At 48.4% G+C, this 19,242-nt stretch carries 17 protein-coding genes; 4 read left to right on the top strand and 13 right to left on the bottom strand.

Annotation, left to right across the window (positions count from 1 at the left end):
* Positions 1 to 58 precede the first annotated feature (58 nt).
* Together F3H12_RS02915 and F3H12_RS02920 are read right to left on the bottom strand one after the other, a co-directional pair.
* Positions 59 to 280 carry a FeoA family protein gene (locus F3H12_RS02915; RefSeq protein WP_149677852.1) on the bottom strand — a complete coding sequence of 74 codons (222 nt, stop codon included), beginning with the start codon at positions 278 to 280 and terminating at the stop codon, positions 59 to 61.
* A gap of 23 nt (positions 281 to 303) precedes the next feature.
* Positions 304 to 513, bottom strand: coding sequence for a FeoA family protein (locus tag F3H12_RS02920; protein WP_149677853.1), 210 nt, complete (start codon positions 511 to 513; stop codon positions 304 to 306).
* 360 nt (positions 514 to 873) lie between these two features.
* Here F3H12_RS02920 and F3H12_RS02925 point away from each other — a divergent pair, with 360 nt between their 5' ends.
* The 3 genes from F3H12_RS02925 to F3H12_RS02935 all read left to right on the top strand — a co-directional run bounded on the left by F3H12_RS02925 (position 874) and on the right by F3H12_RS02935 (position 2,311).
* Complete coding sequence (locus F3H12_RS02925) at positions 874 to 1,122, top strand: AbrB/MazE/SpoVT family DNA-binding domain-containing protein (protein WP_149677854.1); 249 nt, start codon at positions 874 to 876, stop codon at positions 1,120 to 1,122.
* Positions 1,094 to 1,750 carry a DUF998 domain-containing protein gene (locus tag F3H12_RS02930; RefSeq protein WP_149677855.1) on the top strand — a complete coding sequence of 219 codons (657 nt, stop codon included), beginning with the start codon at positions 1,094 to 1,096 and terminating at the stop codon, positions 1,748 to 1,750. Before F3H12_RS02925 ends, F3H12_RS02930 begins: the two co-directional genes overlap by 29 nt.
* 183 nt (positions 1,751 to 1,933) lie before the next feature.
* Positions 1,934 to 2,311, top strand: a complete 378-nt coding sequence (locus tag F3H12_RS02935; protein WP_149677878.1) for a metal-dependent transcriptional regulator — start codon at positions 1,934 to 1,936, stop codon at positions 2,309 to 2,311.
* A 45-nt stretch (positions 2,312 to 2,356) separates the two neighbouring features.
* Here the strand turns inward: F3H12_RS02935 and splB are convergent, their stop codons facing one another.
* The 4 genes from splB to F3H12_RS02955 form a co-directional block, all read right to left on the bottom strand.
* The gene (gene splB, locus F3H12_RS02940; RefSeq protein WP_149677856.1) at positions 2,357 to 3,385 is read right to left on the bottom strand and encodes a spore photoproduct lyase; all 1,029 of its coding nucleotides are present in this window, start codon (positions 3,383 to 3,385) and stop codon (positions 2,357 to 2,359) included.
* A gap of 199 nt (positions 3,386 to 3,584) precedes the next feature.
* Entirely contained in the window at positions 3,585 to 6,056 is a 2,472-nt protein-coding gene (locus F3H12_RS02945) for a two-component system response regulator (RefSeq protein ID WP_149677857.1), read from the bottom strand.
* A 203-nt stretch (positions 6,057 to 6,259) separates the two neighbouring features.
* Positions 6,260 to 6,466 carry a hypothetical protein gene (locus F3H12_RS02950; RefSeq protein WP_149677858.1) on the bottom strand — a complete coding sequence of 69 codons (207 nt, stop codon included), beginning with the start codon at positions 6,464 to 6,466 and terminating at the stop codon, positions 6,260 to 6,262.
* 19 nt (positions 6,467 to 6,485) lie between these two features.
* The gene (locus F3H12_RS02955) at positions 6,486 to 7,295 is read right to left on the bottom strand and encodes an alpha/beta fold hydrolase (RefSeq protein ID WP_149677859.1); all 810 of its coding nucleotides are present in this window, start codon (positions 7,293 to 7,295) and stop codon (positions 6,486 to 6,488) included.
* A 267-nt stretch (positions 7,296 to 7,562) separates the two neighbouring features.
* Here F3H12_RS02955 and F3H12_RS02960 point away from each other — a divergent pair, with 267 nt between their 5' ends.
* Positions 7,563 to 7,991, top strand: a complete 429-nt coding sequence (locus F3H12_RS02960) for a DMT family transporter (RefSeq protein ID WP_149677860.1) — start codon at positions 7,563 to 7,565, stop codon at positions 7,989 to 7,991.
* Positions 7,992 to 8,077: 86 nt separating this feature from the next.
* On the opposite strand, the gene F3H12_RS02965 is transcribed toward F3H12_RS02960, so the two are convergent.
* The 7 genes from F3H12_RS02965 to F3H12_RS02995 all read right to left on the bottom strand — a co-directional run bounded on the left by F3H12_RS02965 (position 8,078) and on the right by F3H12_RS02995 (position 18,931).
* A complete protein-coding gene (locus tag F3H12_RS02965; RefSeq protein WP_149677861.1) occupies positions 8,078 to 9,805 on the bottom strand; it encodes a hypothetical protein in 1,728 nt (575 codons plus the stop codon).
* A 567-nt stretch (positions 9,806 to 10,372) separates the two neighbouring features.
* Positions 10,373 to 11,047, bottom strand: a complete 675-nt coding sequence (locus F3H12_RS02970) for an ATP-binding cassette domain-containing protein (RefSeq protein WP_149677862.1) — start codon at positions 11,045 to 11,047, stop codon at positions 10,373 to 10,375.
* Positions 11,048 to 11,365: 318 nt separating this feature from the next.
* Positions 11,366 to 14,434 carry an EAL domain-containing protein gene (locus F3H12_RS02975; protein ID WP_149677863.1) on the bottom strand — a complete coding sequence of 1,023 codons (3,069 nt, stop codon included), beginning with the start codon at positions 14,432 to 14,434 and terminating at the stop codon, positions 11,366 to 11,368.
* A gap of 508 nt (positions 14,435 to 14,942) precedes the next feature.
* The gene (gene hydF / locus F3H12_RS02980; protein WP_149677864.1) at positions 14,943 to 16,130 is read right to left on the bottom strand and encodes a [FeFe] hydrogenase H-cluster maturation GTPase HydF; all 1,188 of its coding nucleotides are present in this window, start codon (positions 16,128 to 16,130) and stop codon (positions 14,943 to 14,945) included.
* A 14-nt stretch (positions 16,131 to 16,144) separates the two neighbouring features.
* Positions 16,145 to 17,563 carry a [FeFe] hydrogenase H-cluster radical SAM maturase HydG gene (gene hydG, locus F3H12_RS02985; protein WP_149677865.1) on the bottom strand — a complete coding sequence of 473 codons (1,419 nt, stop codon included), beginning with the start codon at positions 17,561 to 17,563 and terminating at the stop codon, positions 16,145 to 16,147.
* 2 nt (positions 17,564 to 17,565) lie between these two features.
* Positions 17,566 to 18,660, bottom strand: coding sequence for a [FeFe] hydrogenase H-cluster radical SAM maturase HydE (hydE, locus tag F3H12_RS02990; protein ID WP_149677866.1), 1,095 nt, complete (start codon positions 18,658 to 18,660; stop codon positions 17,566 to 17,568).
* Positions 18,644 to 18,931 carry a TM1266 family iron-only hydrogenase system putative regulator gene (locus F3H12_RS02995; RefSeq protein ID WP_149677867.1) on the bottom strand — a complete coding sequence of 96 codons (288 nt, stop codon included), beginning with the start codon at positions 18,929 to 18,931 and terminating at the stop codon, positions 18,644 to 18,646. The genes hydE and F3H12_RS02995 overlap by 17 nt, the downstream gene beginning before the upstream one ends.
* Between the last annotated feature and the right edge of the window lie 311 nt (positions 18,932 to 19,242).

The raw sequence follows: 19,242 nt of genomic DNA on the forward strand, positions 1-19,242 counted from the left end.
GTTAGATTTAACTAACTTTCTGGCAAAATAAATAGGAAAACGTAACGTTTCCTGTTGGTTATTCGACCTCTATCATTTCAGCATCGGCTTTGCGCAGGGATAATTCATATCCGCGCACGGTCACCTCGATGGGATCCCCAAGGGGCGCCACCTTGCGCACATAGATTTCAGTGCCTTTTGTGATGCCCATGTCCATAATCCTGCGCCTTACAGCTCCCTGCCCGTTTACCTTCTTAACCGTAACCGTTCGCCCACAGGCCACTTCCTTTAAAACCTCCATGTTCTGCACTCTCCCTTCAAGGCTCACACCAGAATCTTTCCAGCCATCTCACGGCTGATGGCCACCCTTGAATTCTTGATGTTGACAATCAGGTTGCCGGCAATTTCATTGATGACTGTTACAGTCCCGCCAACAACGAACCCAAGGCTTTCAAGGAACTGCTTTACTTCCGGCTTGCCGCCGACCTTCCTGATGAGCCTTACCTCTCCTTCTTTTGCCATCGATAAGGGCATAGCCATTCCTCCTGTTCCGTTATCCCGCAGTATGCTGCGAAACAACCCATCCTACTCAAGTTAGTCTCAACTAATCCAATTATAGGTTAGTATAAACTAACTTGAATGTCAATAGGTCTGAAAATTTTTGCCTCGTTTTGTGATATCGTAAGAAACAAGACTCTCCCGTGATGCAAAGATTGGATATAATTACCAATTAAGATCATGGTAACGCGCATTCTGCATCTCCGACAGTTCCCAAATCTCTTATAATTCCCAGGTAACAGAATTGCAAGGCTTCGAAGTACTTCTTGATTTGTCATGGCATTTATGGCATACTTTTCATATAAATATGAATTATATGATCACGGAGGAAATCACATGTCATTGCCAAAAGGTAAACATATTTTTGGAACAGTTAAGGTTGGAGAGCGGGGCCAAATTGTCATTCCAAAAGAAGCCAGGGAATTGTTCGGGATAAAACCGGGAGACACTCTGCTGGTTTTGGGTGATGAAGAAAAAGGGATTGCTGTCGTAAAAGCAGATGTCCTGCAGGACGTAGCGCTTAAAATTCTGAAGGGGTTTGGAGGGATCAAATCCGATGACAGACAGGATTGTGAGGATATTTGAAGCAACCAATTTCGGATTTCTTCTGTTGCTCATAGCAGCCATTGGCGATGTGGTTATACCATTTGCTCTTGCACCGTTTTATCCAAAATATAACCATTTGACAATGGTCATGAGTTTGCTGGGCCATCGCAACTCACCGGTACATATCCTCTACAATTTCTGGCTCATTGCTGCCGGAATCATGTTCATTCTGGGCGGAGTCAATCTGTATGCGGTATATTTCCCCGTTTCAGAGATGTTATCAAAAGCTTTGCTTCTCTGTATTATCATTTATGCTGTTGGGGGCTGCATATTATCCGGTATATTCCCAGTTGGGGAGACAAAAGAACTGAAAACTTTATCTGAAAAGATACATGGGTTTGGTGCTGTTATAGGATTTTTGGCTTTACTCTTTGCTCCCCTGTTTACAGGTATTTTATCCATGCGCTTAAACCAGGCAGTTTGCGGCGTTATATCATTTGTATTCTTTGGTTTGGCCTTATTGTTTTTTGCTCTGTTTATCATGGGCGATAAGCCAGGTTTTGATGGTACTGTTGTTTCATACGAGGGATTATGGCAAAGGTTATCTTTGATTTGCATGTATGCGCCGATCATTATGGTGTCAGCGTATAATACAGCGATAAAATGAAATGCAGGAAAGGGAGCAGAACATAAATGAATATTTTTATATAAAGAATCTTCACAACGCCCGGCGGATGCCGGGTGTTATCTTTTCGTTCACCTGTTTGTTTTACGCAGAATATTGTGGTATTCTAAGACTAGCTTTATCTGCTGAGATGATCGAAAAAACATGGGGAGAAGCTGAATGAGTGTGGATCTTCGTGAATCCGCGGAAATGTATCTGGAAACCATCCTGGTCTTATCACAGAAGCAACCTCAGGTCCGGTCCATCGATGTTGTGAACGCGCTGAACTACAAGAAGTCCAGCGTCAGTGTCGCCATGAAGAAGCTGCGCGAAAAACAGCTTATCCAGATGGACGAAGATGGCTTTATCACCCTGACCGAAGAAGGCAAAAAGATTGCCGAGACCATGCTTGAGCGCCATAAACTCATATCGGACTGGCTTATTCAATTGGGCGTGGACAGAGAGATCGCCCTTGAGGACGCTTGCCGGATAGAGCATGTCATCAGCAATGAAAGCTTTGAGGCAATCAAAAAACATTTTCCGATAAACAAGGATAAAACCTGAAAATCGGCTTATCCAACCTCATGACATGAATTGCATGTTGTTCCGTCAAGTGAAATACTGTACTTTGGCTTCCGGGAATCTTCCCAGTATGAGCGAGGTCAGGTATTCCTTGAGTTCTTCGGCCTCTTCCTTTTGATACACATATTTATACCTTCCAAACCTGCCCCATTTCAGGCTTCTTTTTGCCTCGTCCATATCCAGCCTGGTATTGGGAAATCGCTGAAGGATAAGTTCCTTGGCAACAGCTGTGAAACGGTATTGGATCAGCTCAAAGTTCAATTCTTTCCGGCTGAGTTCAGGTCCCAGCCGTTCCTCTAATTTCCGGAACAGCAGATCATATGCTTCCTTCCAGTTCTCATGCTGCATGATGGGAGCTACAATAAAGCCAATGGGATAACCTGCACGTCCCAGTTTGGCGATGGCCTCCATCCGTTCATCCAGGCTGGCAGTGTTATGTTCGAAAGTGCTGATGACATAATCGGTATTGATGCTTATCCTGAAAAGGGTATGCCGGTTATGTGGAAGATCCAGCAGGGAATCCACATGAGGGAATTTGGTCACCACCCTGAGCCTTCCATGCTCCAGGCCCGCAAAAAATACTATGGTTTTTGCAAGGCTACCCGTAATATGTTCCAGGGCCAGGGGATCTCCCAGGCTCGCCGCTTCAAAGGTGGTGATTTTATCTCCATTCTGCCGGATATGGTCTTCGATCACCGAAAAGATATCCTCCAGGTTGACGAAAACCTTAAGATACGGCTTAGATCCCTGGGTGGATTGCAGATAGCAGTATTCACAGTGAGCCGGGCAATTGCTTACCAGGGAGAACTGGTAGTCCGCGGAAGGTTTGCATACATCCAGTTTGCTAAGTTTGTTGATTGTAACCAGCAGTGTTTTCTTTGCCTGGGCATACATCCCCGCGGGGGTTGTCCCCGGTATGGAACGGGCCGCTGTCCTGGCGCCGGTTTTGATGATGGCCACCGGTTTATCCCTGAAGTAATCATAGATTTTTTGTCCCAACGGATATTCCAGGCTCGGGGGATCGAAAATGACCCGCTCCGGCATAAACAGCTCCATACCCTCACCTCTGCGGTCGTGAATCCATGCTTTTATAGGATGCTTCAAACTTCTGTAAAATAAGCATCATGTACGGGATTATCGTTCCCATCGGCATCATGTGGGGGGAATGATCGGCTGCAAAAAGCCCCTCGAAAACTTGAGTTCCCAAGGAGCATCAAGTATAAAGCAGATTGGATATTTCATGACAACCCACAACTTACGCCAATAACGCGACGGCATCCTTTTCATCCAGGGGTTTGCTGATCAGGTAGCCCTGGATCTTGTCGCAGCCACATCCGACCAAAAACTGCCTCTGTTTTTCCTGCTCCACGCCTTCTGCGACCACGTAGTGTCCAAATTTATGGGCCATGGATATGATATCGCCAATAACCGCTTTTTCCGGATTAAGCCATGCCAGGTTGTCAATGAAGGCCTTGTCTATCTTCAGGCAGTTGATGTTCAGTTCCCTTTCCCTGGCCAGAGAGGAATAACCCGTTCCGAAATCATCAATGGCTATGGACAGGCCGGCTTCCCTCAGTTCCCGCAGTATGTTGTTGATCTGTTCAAAGTCCGAAGAGAAAACCGATTCCGTGATCTCAAGGCATATATTGGCAGGTTCAACCTGCATCTGGCCGATCAGCCCGAACAGGGTGCTTGCGAAGTCCTTACTCAGCAGCTGGATGACGGACACATTGACCGATACGCTGATATCGCCATGTCCCTTTTCCTTCAGTTTATTGAGAAAGCCCAAGGCCTGACGGATAACCTTCCAGCCCAGCGGGATGATGAGCTTGGTTTTTTCTGCAATGGGAATGAACTCCAGGGGTGACACCCGACCCAACCTGGCGCTGTTCAGCCTGGCCAAAGCCTCAAAGGCACAGATCCGGTTCGTTTTAAGATCGAGTATGGGCTGATATTGCAGATACAGGCCGCCGTTCTCCTCCCCGGAGACTATTGCGGCAAGCTCATTTTTGATATCGTTTTGACGAATGATCTCCTGTTCCAGTTCGGCGTCATAAAAACATATGCCGAATTCTTTGTCGCCGGAGTTCATCGCCCTTTCGGAAGCAACCAGCAGGTTCTTCAGAAGCCGTTCTGCATCCTGGCATTTAATCGGATCCACCTCAACAATTCCGATACCGCCGGTAATCCTCTCCACGGCCAGCAGGGATTCCAGCGTGCTCACAATGCTGTCGCAGAACTCAAGCAGCTCGTTTTTTTCGCGGTAGCCTTTGAGATAGAAGGCAAACTGGTTTTCGTACGTACTGAACAGCATCCTCTTGTCTGTGCAAAGTTTTGCGAGGGCATTCGCGACAATTTTGATCAAACCCTGGGTGTAATGATAGCCGTAAGTCGTGGCGAGCGACTGGACGGTGCTCAGGTTGATGCCCACCAATGCCCGTGTCTCGTCGCTGTTTTGTGCTTCGCGATCCAGGAGTTCTTCAAGATAATTCAGATTGTAGAGTCCTGTCCACCGGTCATGCTCGATGCTGTATTTAAGCTTATCCTCCATTTCCTTCCGATCGGTAATGTCGATGATGATCCCTTCAACGGCTTCAACCTCTCCAGACGCGCTGTAAACCCCTTCCCCCATCTCCAGGACCCATTTCCGTTCTCCATTGGCTGTGATGATTTCATATTCGTACTTGAACGGCTGCCTTGCCGGAAGGATACGCTTCCATTCCTCCCAGAGCAGTTCACGGTACTCCGGGGCAATGATATCGTTGAAGGACAGTTCCTTATTGAACAGAAGGCTTTCGGGCCGGTAGCCGGTTAACTTGAAGCATCCCTCTGATACATATTGCATGGTCCAGTTCCGATCGTAATTGCATCTGTAGGCCAGGCCGGGCAGATGGGATAGAAGCACGGATTTGCTGCGTTCGCTTTCCCTTAACGCTTTTTCAATGGCCTTGCGTTCGGTGATATCCTGCACCAGGCAGACATGGTTGTATTGATGTTCGTCGGACAGGGGCAGGGAAGCTACGATCATATGCACCCATACGATGGAGCCATCGGGCCTGATCAGCCGCTTATCCATCGCATAGCTTTCAATTTCTCCTGTCTTGAGCCTCCTGTAGTTTGCCAGATCTTCTTCCAAATCATCAGGATGGGTTATTTTTGCCCACCCCAGCCTGAGCAGTTCATCCCTGTTTCTCCCGCTAATCTTTTCAAACAGGGGATTGACATCGAAATAGGGGTTTTCCTCTTCCGTTGCGGGCGCATAATTATGGGAAACCGCTATACCGACGGGCACCTGTTTAAAAATGGTATCCACAGTCAGCTTCTGGTCGCGCATCTTCTGCCCCAATTCCTGCTGGATGCGGAGGAGTTCGGCATGGATCCCAATCCTGGCCGTCAGCGATTCCTTTTGAAAGGGCTTCCGGATATAATCCACCGCCCCCATTCGCAACCCCCTGACCTCATTTTCCGGTTCGTCATTGTCAGTTAAAATGATGATGCGTATTTTGCCGTACCGCTCATCGGACCTGAGCTTATCCAGAACTTGGAAACCGTCCATTCCGGGCATGTTGAGATCCAGTATGATCAGGGCAATGTCCGGATGCTCCTCCAACAGACGCATGGCTTCAAAACCGCTGCTTGCCGATATGACATGATACTGACTCAGCGACATTTGAATCTGCTGACGTTCTGTGGCAGAATCGTCCACTAACAGAATCTTCAAAGGCATTTTACCCCCCACCTTTAACAAGTACAGACGTTAAGCGATGCTTATACTTGATATACCGTTCGCTCCTCTCATGCAAGATGCCGGGCTATCGGCAATACTTCATGGGCAACAGCATGATGCGCTCGAATTCCTTCTGGTTTTTCTTTCACTGCGTATAGACTCTATATTAAATAATACCACCATCCGGCAGCTTCTTATTGAAATCATTCAATAAACGAATAGGCCGTATCCGCACCGTCCCGGATGGCAGCATACCGCTCTTCTCGTCTATCTATGGCCATCTGCTTGGGATTGGCGACAACACATCCAATCAAGCATGCAAAGTGTTCAAATATGGGAATCGCGGCTGGTAAAGAAAAACCATCTGCCCAAACATCCCGCAGCAGATGGTTAATGCTGAAGCTGCCCATTAAGCTTCATTTCCAACGTTCAGCTTTCAATAAACTTTACCAGGGTATCATTAAACTCATCCCTCTGTTCATAGAAGGAGCCATGCCCGGAAAAACTGAGGGGCACCAGTATGGAGTTCCTGATCATCCTGTGCTGTACCTCTGCCAGCTGGAATGGAACAACCTTGTCATGGATGCCATGGATGATCATGGTGGGTACCCCGATGGACTCCAGATCGGTGAAAAGGACTTCGTCAATCCAGGTCCTGGCAATGGCCGCTGTTGCCCAGCCTGCCGCCTGCAGACCTATCTGGAAGAACCAATCCGAGAAAGCCTGTGAGGTATGCTGAAAGAAGAAGTTATCGCCAAAATCCCGGAGCATTTGCGGCCGGTCATTGTAGGTCCCTTCAATTATCTGCAGGACCCTTTCCTGCTCAATGCCGAACGGAAAATCCTGCCGCCGGATCAGGCTCGGTACGGCTGCCGCGATGAGAACCAGTTTTCTGACGCCATATCCCAGATGGCGTCCCATGTACCTGGCCGCTATCGCGCCGCCGGTGGAATGCCCGGCAAGGGTGAAATCCCTGAGGCCCAGGGCTTCCACCACTCCCCTTACATCATCCGACAGGGTATCGTAATCGTATCCTTCAAAGGGTTTATCCGAGTTTCCAAAGCCCCTTGTATCGATGCCGATACATCGGTAGCCCAACTGGGGCAGTTTATCGAACTGGTATTCAAACAGGCGATGGCTTCCCGGCCAGCCGTGCAGGAAAAGAATGGTCTTAACACCTTTTGGATAGGGATCCTCAACATAAATGCTGATATTGTTTACATTGAGATAATAGCCCATGCTTATTCTCCCCGGGAATTTCTCACAGGGATATCCTATTCGGCAGCACATTTCCGTATGCTACCCCTATCACCCATAAACAGGCCTTTCCAATATCATGAACTGCGCGGCAGGACAATTGAAAACGGTAAGTTCCAATAAGAGCACATCGAATCCAAGGTCAAACATTTCCGGGAATATGTCAGGCGTGACTGGCAACAATAATGTCGGGTTTATGACTTCGAGAGGTTCTTTTTCAAATTATTCTTTGGTATTGGAGGAGATCGATTGGTCGGTATACTTTTTGGTTTGTTGGCGGGACTTTTGATGAGCGTTCAGGGCGTTTTCAACACACGCCTGATGGATTCGTCCAAGATGTGGACCACCAATACCTGGGTGCATTTTTCCGCTTTTCTCACCAGCATCGCCATATGGTTATTTGCTGAGCGGGAAAACCTGCTCTCGGTCTTCAGTGTGGATAACAAGCTCTACCTGCTCGGTGGCGTTATCGGCGCATTGATCACCTTCACGGTCATCAAGAGCATATCCAGCCTTGGACCGGCTTATGCCACCATGCTCATCCTGTTGGCGCAGCTTGTGACCTCCTGCCTGATTGAAGGCTTTGGGCTTTTCGGCACCGAGAAGACATGCTTTGAATGGAGCAAATTAATCGGCGTTGGCCTGATGATTGCAGGAATCGTGATTTTCCAGAAATGATAAACCGGCATATCCCTAACGTTTTTAAGCAGGACATGCCGGTTTACTTTCATACAAAGTAGCGCCCCTATGTTTGCCCGGTATCCTCAACGGATCATTGTAAAACTAAATTCGTATACGAAAATTCCTTTCAGGTCGATCAACCCGCTTTCGCCAGTCGGTTTGTATACCACCCTGAATTGCTCACCGGGAGCCAGATTCCGGCCAAGTTTCAAAATAATCTTGTCTTCCTTGACCTCGTAATGCTTCAGCGCCGTTTTTTTACCTTCCAGTTCGAAGGTCAGGAACGAATCAAAATCGCCCTTCCAACCGGCCAGTTTTTCAGTTATGGTGATTTCAACCGTATCCGGTGCTGTTATCATGACGGTCTTAAACGCACCCGCCAAGACCACTTCCGCCTTGATATCAAACGGTGCCAAGGCGTTGCCGTTATAATCTTTCAGATAATTGACTTTATCTGCTGTTTTTATCCGGATCTCGCCGTCATAACCGATATAGTCGTCGGAAAGCAGCATGATGGTTACCTTGTCATGAATGATACTATATACTTCATAATCTTTACCGTTCACAAGCTGCTTCCCACCCATGACCAGAACCAGATCTTCTCCCGCTTTTTTCAGTTCTTCCGCATTGTAAGCCTGCAGTCCTTCTGAGAAATACAGGGTAAAGAGGTTCCGGTCGATATTCACATCCAGGTAGTCAGCCACCCGGCCATTCTCTTTCTCATAAGATTTCGGGGTATCCTTATCCCCATCATCGTAAAGCACGGGAGCGATCCTGTCGGCGACAGGATAAGCCTTGTTATAATCCACTTTCAGCGTCTGCCCGTAATTGTTTTTCGAAGCATTTCCCACCACAAAAACATAGACCGGCGTATTCAGGTCGTAGGCCAGTTTTTCAGCAAGGGTCAGCGTAACAACAGTATTTCGGCCGATTTGGCTTGTACTGGCATTTGTAATTTTTATGGTCTGCGGATCGCTTGCAAAATCACCCTTGCTTTCCTTAATGCTTGCCCGTCTTGTAACCAGCAGATCCTCCGTAACGAAGCTATTGAACTCACCTTTCAGCGTAATGGCTATTTTATCCTGTGCAATGGCTTCAACCTTATCAATTCCTATTTCCTTGACTGGCGGGGAAACAGTAAAGCCTGCATCCACGGCCTTATCCATCGGAATGAAACCAATATTGACAAGGGACTGGATAAATGCTGTCCCATCGGCATTTACCCCGTTCTTGCAAGCGCCATAGAGAATGCCGGCGGCGTCATCCCGAATCAAAGCCGTTTTGCTTTCAAGTTCCTCGGCCTGTCCCGCACTGATAACGCCACTTTTTACAGCAACATCAACCGCATTGTTGGTCCCCACATCGGAATAGCCCATACCTATCTTAAGGATCCAGGTCAAAAAGGCCCTGCCGGAAACCTCCTGAAGGGGAGCAAACTTAATCCTTGGATGGATGCTGGCATCCACACCGGTTGTATAGTTGTTTTTTACTGCATAAGCCGCCCATTTTCTTCCCCATGTGGGAATCTCAGCGGCATCAATGACATTTTCAAGAATCCTGGCGGTTTCGCTGTCCGTCAGCGCCTCAACTTCATCTTTCAGGCCCGCTGCCTTGAGCGCAAAAATGAGGCCCTGGATCCTGTTGACCGGGTCACCCAGACCCATACCTTCCATCAGCGATAAATCATTCAGGATTTTTGCTTCTGCCTCATGCTGAAAACCTGATGCCAGCGCAGGAACAGCACAGATTCCTGCGAGCATCGCCAATATGGCGATAACCGTTATGGTTCTTCTAAGGTATTTCTTGTGCATGATGATAAAAGTCCTCCTCATATCATTTTATTTATTTACAGGCGCAAAAGCAAAGCCGGCGAGCACCAAACGCTAACCATTATACCAAAACAAGAAAAAATATGCCATGAGTAGTAATGCTTAACAACCTTATCCTCATCACCCGGCTTCCATGCACCTCAATCCGCCTTTTCATGTAATCATCACCAAGAAAAAAAGAGCCGTCCCGTTTTTCTTTCGACAGCCCCTCAAAAGCCTCTTATGTTGTTTTATGGTGCTCCGTTCAGCTGTATGCGCTTCGTTTGCTCGCTATAACATAGCATAGCGTCAAAAAGACAGCCACAGATAAAACAACCACGGTCATACCCGTAAATTCGTTTATCGGAAGCACTTGAAACATCCTGAACCGACCAGTGAAATTGAAAACCTGATGTGCAAAAAACGAAAATATTTTCAGTAATTTTAAACCTTTCGTATGCGGATATTACGCCGTCATAAAGCCCGACAAGGTGAATGATATTCAAGAACAACAATATGATAAACAACATGGCCACCGATTTTGAATGCCATTGATAATACATTTCCCTTTTAATGATTTTGGAGATATTTCCTGTAGATATCATGGAGTGTCTCACCGCCTTTTGCATAATCGATAATATGCGTTATTGTGTTGTCACGAATAAGATATAACTCGTCTATTATTTTTTCATAGAAATCAAAATGGTGGCCGGTCACAAGTATCAGAGATTCCTTTTTGAGCTTTTTCAGGTTTTCCTGGAGTATCTCAAGCGTTTCGGCATCTAGACCATTGGAGATCTCATCAATGAACAAATATTTGGTTTTTTGAAGTAAGGCGACAATCAGGGCAAGCTTTTTCTTCTCGCCTAAGGAATAATCCTTCACGCGTTTCCGCAATTTATGAGATGATAACAAGGACAATTCTTCAATTTTTTCTGGATCACAGGTTCCCGAATCTTCCAGAAGTAGCCTGATGTTTTGGTATCCGTTCAAATTATCATAAAGCGGTACATCATCAAAGATAGCAAAGAGGCGGTCTTGTATCCGATGCACCGGTTTGCCTCCGAAGGTTATACAACCTTCATAACCTTCCAATCCCAAAAGGCATTTTAAAAATGTTGTTTTGCCGCTTCCGTTCTTGCCCATCAGGAAATGGATGCGGTTGTCGTCCAATTTTATGCAAACATTGCTCAGGATTTGTTGATTTTTTGCATAGCTCTTGGATAAATCGATAACCTCAATCATTGCCTCTGCCCTTTCAACAGTACATCTGTTTCAAGCATACTAAAATATAATGCCAGCAATCTTTGTCCTATAAATAACTGTTGTATTCCATAAATACTTCAAAGCACCTGTTGTATTTAATAATTAAATATAGCAAACTATACTTTATTTATCAATATATTCCATGTCGAGGCGAAATAAGTCAGAACCGACTCCGCTTGATGCTTCCAGACCGCGGGCATATGCCAGCAGAAGCAGAGATAGGTTTTTGTGAGAAAACCTGCAATGATAAGGAAAAAGACAGGGATTTACGACAGAATAATTCGAATCACTATGGAATTATGCATTGCTAAAAAGCTTCAGCAAATCCTCGGCATGGGCCGGGCGGCTGATATAATAACCCTGGATCTCGTCACACCCATGCTCCCGCAGGAACCTGGCCTGCTCTTCATGCTCAACGCCTTCAGCAACGACCCGGAGCCCGAGTGTCTGGGACAGGTGGATCATGCCTTTTACCAGGGTCTGCTCCTTATCACTGCTGAACAGGTTGCTGATAAAACTCCTGTCGATCTTGATGCGATTGGCCGGCATGTGGTTGAGCCTGCTCAGGGAGGAATACTCCGTACCGAAGTCATCGATGGATATTTCTACGCCCAACTCCCGCAACTCCTTCAGCACGCTGAGTATATTGTCAAATTCCTTCACCGCTACACTTTCGGTAATTTCCAGATCCAGATATTCCGGCTTCAGGCCGGTCTCGGCAAGTATGTTTTTCAAAACAGTTACAAATTTGGGATTGAGCAACTGGAACACGGACACATTCACCGAAATATGTACAGGCGGTAATCCCATGTCCTGCCATGCTTTTGCTTGTCTGCAAGCCGTCCTTAAAACCCATTCGCCTATCGGACCAATCAATCCGTTCTGTTCAGCCAGCGGAATGAAGAGTCCCGGACTGATCAGACCATGATCCGGCTGCTGCCAGCGCACCAATGCCTCAACGCAAAGAAGTTCGCCTGTTTTGGCCGATACCATGGGCTGGTACTGCAAAAACAGTTCATTGTTGTCTATCGCCCTGTACAGCTTGTTGGACAGTTCATGCTTCAGCAAGACCTCTTCCTTCATCTCGGCCGTACACAGGCAGTACTGGCCTTTTCCCCTGGACTTGGCCTGACTCATGGCGATATCCGCATTTTTTATCAGGCTGTCGGCGTCGCTGCCGTCAAAGGGGTACACTGCTATACCCACACTGGCGGAAATATAAAGCTCCTGGTTATGTACAGTGAACGGTTTTTTGAAGACCTGCATCACTTTATTGACAATCTTGATGACATCTTTGGTGCTTCCTATGTTCTGGACCAGGATTAAAAACTCATCCTCGCCGAAACGGGACACCGTATCCGATTTACGCAGCGACTGGCATAATTTGCAGGAGACCTCCAGGATGAGTGCATCTCCCCCCTCGTAACCAATCGTGTCATTGACATTCTTGAAAGCGTCCAGATCCAGCAGCAGGACCGCTAAGATTTCGCTTTTCCGCTCCGCCCGCAGAACGGCCTGGCTTAAACGGTCCTTGAACAATGTGCGGTTGGGAAACCCGGTCAAAAGGTCATAATATGCCATGTAGTGTATCTGCTTTTCCTGCCGTATCCGCTCCATGGTTACTGCAAGAATATCCGCAATGATCATCAGGTTGTTCTTGTCTATTGTAAGCCATGCCCTATGCGTCATAACCGACTGCAGCACCAGATAGCCATAGACGTTTTCATTGTTTTCGATGGGCAGTATGAGCAATGATTTAACCTGCCTGCCGAAAATCTTGACCAAATCGTCACATTCCTCAGACGGCAAATCATTCAGATCATAGACCTCCAGCACCTGGGCGCTGGGAAGTTTACCGTGAAAACGAGGATAATCAGCCAGCCTGATGGTCTTGTGACCTGCGCTGTCTGAATGCTGACCATCAGGCCATGAATGGGAACAGGTCAGGATATCCTTTTCCGGGCCGAACAGGTAAACAGAAGCCGCATCCGTCCTTAAAAATGCGCTTATTTTCTCCAGTGTTTCCTGGGTGACATCATCAAAATCTTTTTCATTTGCGCTGGCATAACGGGCCGAAATCTTCTCAACCAGGTTCTGGAAGCTGATTTGATGCGCGTTTTCCAGCAGTTTTGACCGGAAAACATTCATGACGAAAAAAGCCACCCATATGGTTATCAGGCTAATCCCTATCCGCCCCATATAGTCTGCGGCGTCGATTTGCACCACGATACTGGGTTTTATTAGGGAAATGGTTAATTGGGTCAGCAGGATGGAAGCGGCCACGGCAACCTGTATAACCCGGCTCACCATTGCGATGGAGATGATGAGGAAAAGGAACGCAAGCGCCCAGACCGTCACGCTTGCATATTCAATAAAGCTCAGTGTCAGAACGGGTATCAGTACAAAAAAGGTCACAGCATAGACTTTATCCTTATAATTCGTACTCTTGTTTAAGCGCTGGTTCAGTCCAAGCGCCACGCCTGCCATGATCATGAAACTGCTGAGAAGCAGCGTGGAAACCAGATTGCTTCCCAATATGCAATACATGGTGATGATATTCAGGATGCTGGCTGCAAACAATGCGTTGGCCAGGTATTGTATGATCCGGGTCCTGATCTGTTCGCTGAACAGGAGTGAATCGGCGGTATTCTTTCTGTTGTCCAGCAGGCCGTATTTTTGCATGGCTACACTTACGCCCGCCACCGGAATCATCATGATGATCGGAGCCAGCTGCGGAATTTTTATAGTGAACACATTGTTCACAACACTTTCCGTAAAGGCTCCGATGATAAGGGTAAGCGTAAACATCCTGGTAATAATGCCGGATTGCTTTTTAACGTTTTTGCTGTCCGCCGTTTTTCCCCATTGCCATACGAAATACACACCCATCAGGGAATAGCTGACGTAATAAAGAATGAAAAACCAATCCCAGAAGTTCTTGATTGAGACGTTGACCCATCCCATTTCCGTATAGACCATGTTAAATTGCTGGGGGTTGAGGCCGGGAATATAGGTGAATACGGAAAGGCAGACCACAGAAGGAAGATAGAGCAGCGCATACTTCCACCATTTATTAAGCAAAACTGTCCGGCCGCTCAGGGATATCATGAAATGCAGCAGGATGCTGAAGAAAGTGCTCCATCCGATGGCAGCAAATCTTCTCCAGAACAGGCACATGGAAAGATTGGGCGCCGATATGGCCATGGCAAACCCAAACGACCAGATAACCAGCGTTATTGTCAACGCAAAAAAGAGACGGTTGGTCATCGATCCGGGATTTGAATAAAGCGTATATACACCCAAAAACAAGCCTACGACACAGATCAAACTGAAGATGATAGAAAACAATGAGGGTATACTTACCATGATGCTTCTCCCTGATCAGCCATTTTTTTCTCTGCCATATCTATCGTCACTTCGGAACATTGAAATCCAATTATGATATACCCAGTATCATAGCAGTGCAATATAGAAATTTCGTAATTTGCCTGGATTGGTTCAAGTGAGGTAAAATGTCAGGAGAATATCGCTGAATGCAGAAAGGGGATTCAGAATGTACGTCTTACTGAATGTCGGAAGCCTGGTACTGGGTTTGATTGCATGGATATTGCCCCTGGTAAATATCATAAGGCGTGATAAGGATAATAACAAGAGCTGGCCTTGGCTTTCAATAGCAAGCCTGAACGCCTGTACCGTCTCGTTATGGTTTCAAATCATCTATAACCGCAGCAACACCACAAGCCATGTGTTGGGACTTAATACGCCAATCATCCTCAATAACAGCGCCATCCTGCGAAAACCCCCGATGTATCAGGCATCGGGGGTTTATCCGTCTTGCGATATATTGCGATTCAGCAGTTTCAGCCAAATCAGGTCAAAGGCTCGGGAACATGGCGATGCACCTGTCCAGGATACCGTTGATGTAGGCAATCAGGATGCCATAGTTGACGATGGGCACTTTCTGATCCACCGCGCACTGGTATCGGTATTTCATCTCCCGCTCGTTGAGCATGCAGCCCCCGCAGTGGACGATCAGCTTATACCCGGACAGATCCTCGGGAAACTCGGTACCGGATGTGAATTTGAATTCCAGCTGTTTTCCGGTATACTGCCTTATCCAACGGGGCAGCTTCACCGTACCGATGTCATCGCACTGCCTGTGGTGCGTGCACCCTTCCGAAATGAGGATCACATCCCCATCCCGGAGAGTCTCCAGGGCCCTGGCCCCATTGACGGCGATCCCCAGGTTGCCCTTGTACCTGGCAAAGAGAATGGAAAAGGAGGTCAGAGGAATATCCTCCGGCGTTTCGGCCGAAACCTTTTTAAAGGCCTGGCTGTCGGTAATGACCAACCTTGTTTTTTTGCCCAGGCTTTCAAGGGTTTCCCGGTACTCGGTTTCCTTGACCACGATGGCGGTGGCACCGGCATCCAGGACATCGCGGATAGTCTGCTGCTGGGGCAGTATCAGCCGCCCTTTCGGAGCCGCCGAGTCAATGGGCACGACCAGCACCACAAAGTCGGACGGTTTTATCAGATCGCCCACGATCCTGCGCTGGGATTCGTCCCTGGCTGCCAGAGCGGCAATTTTCTCCTTCAGTTCATGAATGTTGTGGCCGGTTTTGGCGCTGACACAGATGGCACGCTCGTCTTCAGGCTGTTCCATGGCCGAAAGATCCGCTTTGTTGTAGGCGATGACATAGGGAATATTCTTTTTCTTGATCAGCTCAAGCAACTCCTCATCTTCCCTGGTCATGCCGGATGATCCGTCAATGACCAGCACGGCGATGTCGGTCTTGTTGAGCACCTGGCGGCTTTTTTTGACGCGCAGTTCGCCCAACTCGCCCTCATCATCAATCCCAGCCGTGTCGATGATCACAACCGGGCCCAGGGGAAGCAGCTCCATGGCCTTGTATACGGGATCGGTGGTAGTTCCCTTGACATCGGAAACGACGGCCAGGTCCTGCCCCGTGACGGCATTGACCAGGCTCGACTTGCCGGAATTCCTTTTGCCGAAGAAACCAATATGTACGCGGTTGGCGGATGGCGTTTCATTAAATCCCATGTACTTCCCCTCCCTTAGAACCGGATATCGCGGCTTCCATTGCCGATCCTGACCAGGTTTTCTTCCAGGATTTTTCTGACCTTTTCCTTGGGTATAGTCCCTATTTCATTTTGGATCAGTGCCTCGCCCACGGCCTTTGTCCCGGACGTTGCATAATCCTCCAGGTATTCCTTCAGCGTCATGAGGGCGTTGGGATGGCAGCAGTTCTGGATCTGCCCGCTCTTGGCCAGTCTCATGAACCTGTCTCCGGTTCTGCCCTCCCTGTAGCAGGCTGTGCAGAAGCTGGGAACATAGCCAAGCTCCATCAGCCATCTGACCACTTCGTCCAGGGTCCTTCTGTCATAGACATCGAACTGGGCCGTATTCTCATCCTCGGGCTCGGGCTCCGCATAACCTCCCACACTCGTCCTGGATCCGCCGCTTATCTGGGAAACGCCCAGGCGAAGCAGACGTTCCCTGGTGGCCTTGCCTTCCCTGGTGGATACGATCATTCCCGTATACGGCACGGCAATACGGATGCAGGCGACGATCTTGGCCAGGATATCATCGCTTATTCCATTGCCAAAGGCGGATGGGTCGATGTCATCGGCCGGGCGGATCCTGGGTACGCTGATGGTGTGCGGACCTACGCCGTATACGACTTCCAGGTGCTCGGCATGCATGAGGAGCGCTGCAAACTCATAACGGTAGTTTTCAAGGCCAAAGAGAACGCCCAGTCCCACATCATCAATGCCGCCCTGCATGGCTCTGTCCATGGCTTCGGTGTGGTAGGCATAGTCATGCTTGGGCCCGGTGGGATGCAGTTTTTCATAGCTTTCCTTGTGATATGTCTCCTGGAAAAGCACGTAGGTGCCGATGCCGGCTTCCTTGAGCTTTCTGTAGTTTTCAACCGAGGTGGCAGCGATATTGACATTGACGCGGCGTATAGCGCCGTTTTTATGCTTGATGCTGTAAATGGTATCGATGCATTCCAGGATATATTCGATGGGGTTGTTGACCGGATCTTCGCCGGCTTCTATGGCAAGGCGCTTATGCCCCATGTCCTGGAGGGCAATTACTTCCCGGCGGACCTCCTCCTGGGTCATCTTCTTTCGGGTGATATGCTTGTTGGTCCTATGATATGGGCAATACACACAGCCGTTTACGCAATAGTTGGAAAGGTACAGGGGGGCGAACAGGACGATGCGGTTGCCGTAAATATCCTTTTTGATTTGCTCGGCAAGGGCATAGATCTCCTGGTTCTTCTCCGGGATGTCGCAGGCGAGCAGAACCGAAGCCTCCCTGTGGTCCAGCCCCTTTCTGACGCGGGCTTTTTCCAGGATGCTGTCCACGAGGCTGCTGTTGTGCTTGTTCTTGTCCGCATATTCCAGTGTTTCGAGCACTTCCTCATGAGATATGAATTCTTCGGCTTTCATGGATTGAGGATTATACATGGTTAAGCTCCTTTCTTAATCGGGTCAGAAACCTCTTCCCCTTCAGAATCCTTTTTCTGAAATGATTTATGATCGCCCCGGGAGACCACCACCCGATAGCCGATGCTCTCTATCCTTCTTTGCATGCATTGCCGGCATTCCGCGGCCTCATCCCCGGTACAGATCTTGTTGTCATAGAGCATATACTTGGGCCTGACGCTTCTGGGCGACAGGTTGGGCATGACCACATTGGCCCCTGCAAGGATCCCCAGTTCCCGGCCCCTGGGGTGGATGGTCCCCAAAGCAGTGGTGGCAGGAAGCAGAACCGTCGGAAGCATCAGGCGGATGATTCCGAGCAGGAACAGGGTCAGCTCCAGCGTTCCGCCGCTGAATCCTGCAAACGGCGTGGCATGGTGCGGTATGAAGGGCCCTATGCCCACCATGTGGGGCTTGAGTTCCTGGATGAACAGGAGATCGTCCACCAGGCAATCGGTGGTTTGATACGGGGACCCCACCATGAACCCGCATCCCACCTGGTAGCCAATTTCCTTCAGGTTGTAAAGGCATTGCTTCCTGTTCTCCAGGGACAGGTTCTTTGGGTGGAGCTTCCCATAATGCTCGACGTTTGCCGTTTCATGGCGCAGAAGATACCGATCCGCCCCGGCATCAAAAAACGCTTTGTAGCTGTCATAGCTTTTTTCGCCTATGGAAAGGGTGATGGCGCAATCCGGGTATTTGGCCTTGATGGCCCTGATGATATCCACCATCTTTTCGTCGGTGTAATACCCGTCCTCGCCACCCTGAAGCACGAACGTGCGGAAGCCTAGTTCATAGCCAACGGCGCAGCACTCCAGGATCTGTTCCTTTGTGAGGCGATACCGCTCCGCCTGGCAGTTGCTCCTGCGTATGCCGCAATAATAGCAGTCGTTTTTGCAGTGGTTGGTAAACTCGATCAGGCCGCGAAGGTACACATCGTGGCCATAATGCCGGATGCGGACGTCCCGTGCTTTCTCAAACAGGTACTCCGCAAGCTCTGGCGTCCTGTTGTCTATGAGTTCCCTGTATTCTGCCGCTGTCAGTGTGCTTGTCTCATAAAGCCTGTCAATCAGATGCTTCATCGGATCCCTCTCTTCTCGCTTTTCCGGTCACCTTGGAGTACAAGGTTTTTGTGCTGATTCCGGGCAGCTTCCCCAGCTTTCCGGACAACGCGCTGATAATATCCTGGGGCGCGTCGATGGCAATGCTGATGATGCTGATCCCCCTTTCACGGTAAGGCAGGCCCATTCTTCCAATGATGTACTCCCCGTAGCTGTGCAGGATGCTGTTGAGTTTCTCAACCGAACCATTGTCTTCAACAATGATCCCGATGATGGCGACCCTTGTTTCCATGAACAAACCTCCCAAAAAACGAAAAAGCGCCTCGGAAGGCGCAGAAATACTCCAGCAAACAGGTATGCAACTGCCCTGCCTTCCGCCTCATACCCCGTATTCGGCGTCAGAAAATGTGCTTTCTGCTTCGCCATAAGAACAGTTTCTTCTGACTCAGCAGTTTCACTTTTACTTTACAGCGTTTTTTCCTGTTTGTCAAGAAATTATCAAAGATAGGATAGTGTCAACGATTTGTAGGAATAAAAATCAGCCTCCTACACGATACAGTAAGCTTCCGTGTTGTAACCCCCTAAGTATCCAATAGATTCTGC

The organism is Thermoclostridium caenicola (genome assembly GCF_900142095.1).
Lineage (GTDB): Bacteria > Bacillota > Clostridia > DSM-8532 > DSM-8532 > Thermoclostridium_A > Thermoclostridium_A caenicola.

Coding starts and splice junctions, on each gene's coding strand:
- splB (WP_149677856.1), bottom strand. CDS start 3,385: ATGGAGCTGTTTATGCCGGAGCGGGTCATTTTCGATCCCCCGAGCCTG.
- F3H12_RS02995 (WP_149677867.1), bottom strand. CDS start 18,931: ATGGAAACAAGGGTCGCCATCATCGGGATCATTGTTGAAGACAATGGT.
- F3H12_RS02925 (WP_149677854.1), top strand. CDS start 874: ATGTCATTGCCAAAAGGTAAACATATTTTTGGAACAGTTAAGGTTGGA.
- F3H12_RS02930 (WP_149677855.1), top strand. CDS start 1,094: ATGACAGACAGGATTGTGAGGATATTTGAAGCAACCAATTTCGGATTT.
- F3H12_RS02955 (WP_149677859.1), bottom strand. CDS start 7,295: ATGGGCTATTATCTCAATGTAAACAATATCAGCATTTATGTTGAGGAT.
- F3H12_RS02945 (WP_149677857.1), bottom strand. CDS start 6,056: ATGCCTTTGAAGATTCTGTTAGTGGACGATTCTGCCACAGAACGTCAG.
- F3H12_RS02965 (WP_149677861.1), bottom strand. CDS start 9,805: ATGCACAAGAAATACCTTAGAAGAACCATAACGGTTATCGCCATATTG.
- F3H12_RS02975 (WP_149677863.1), bottom strand. CDS start 14,434: ATGGTAAGTATACCCTCATTGTTTTCTATCATCTTCAGTTTGATCTGT.
- F3H12_RS02950 (WP_149677858.1), bottom strand. CDS start 6,466: ATGGGCAGCTTCAGCATTAACCATCTGCTGCGGGATGTTTGGGCAGAT.
- hydF (WP_149677864.1), bottom strand. CDS start 16,130: ATGGGATTTAATGAAACGCCATCCGCCAACCGCGTACATATTGGTTTC.
- F3H12_RS02915 (WP_149677852.1), bottom strand. CDS start 280: ATGGAGGTTTTAAAGGAAGTGGCCTGTGGGCGAACGGTTACGGTTAAG.
- F3H12_RS02920 (WP_149677853.1), bottom strand. CDS start 513: ATGCCCTTATCGATGGCAAAAGAAGGAGAGGTAAGGCTCATCAGGAAG.
- F3H12_RS02970 (WP_149677862.1), bottom strand. CDS start 11,047: ATGATTGAGGTTATCGATTTATCCAAGAGCTATGCAAAAAATCAACAA.
- hydE (WP_149677866.1), bottom strand. CDS start 18,660: ATGAAGCATCTGATTGACAGGCTTTATGAGACAAGCACACTGACAGCG.
- hydG (WP_149677865.1), bottom strand. CDS start 17,563: ATGTATAATCCTCAATCCATGAAAGCCGAAGAATTCATATCTCATGAG.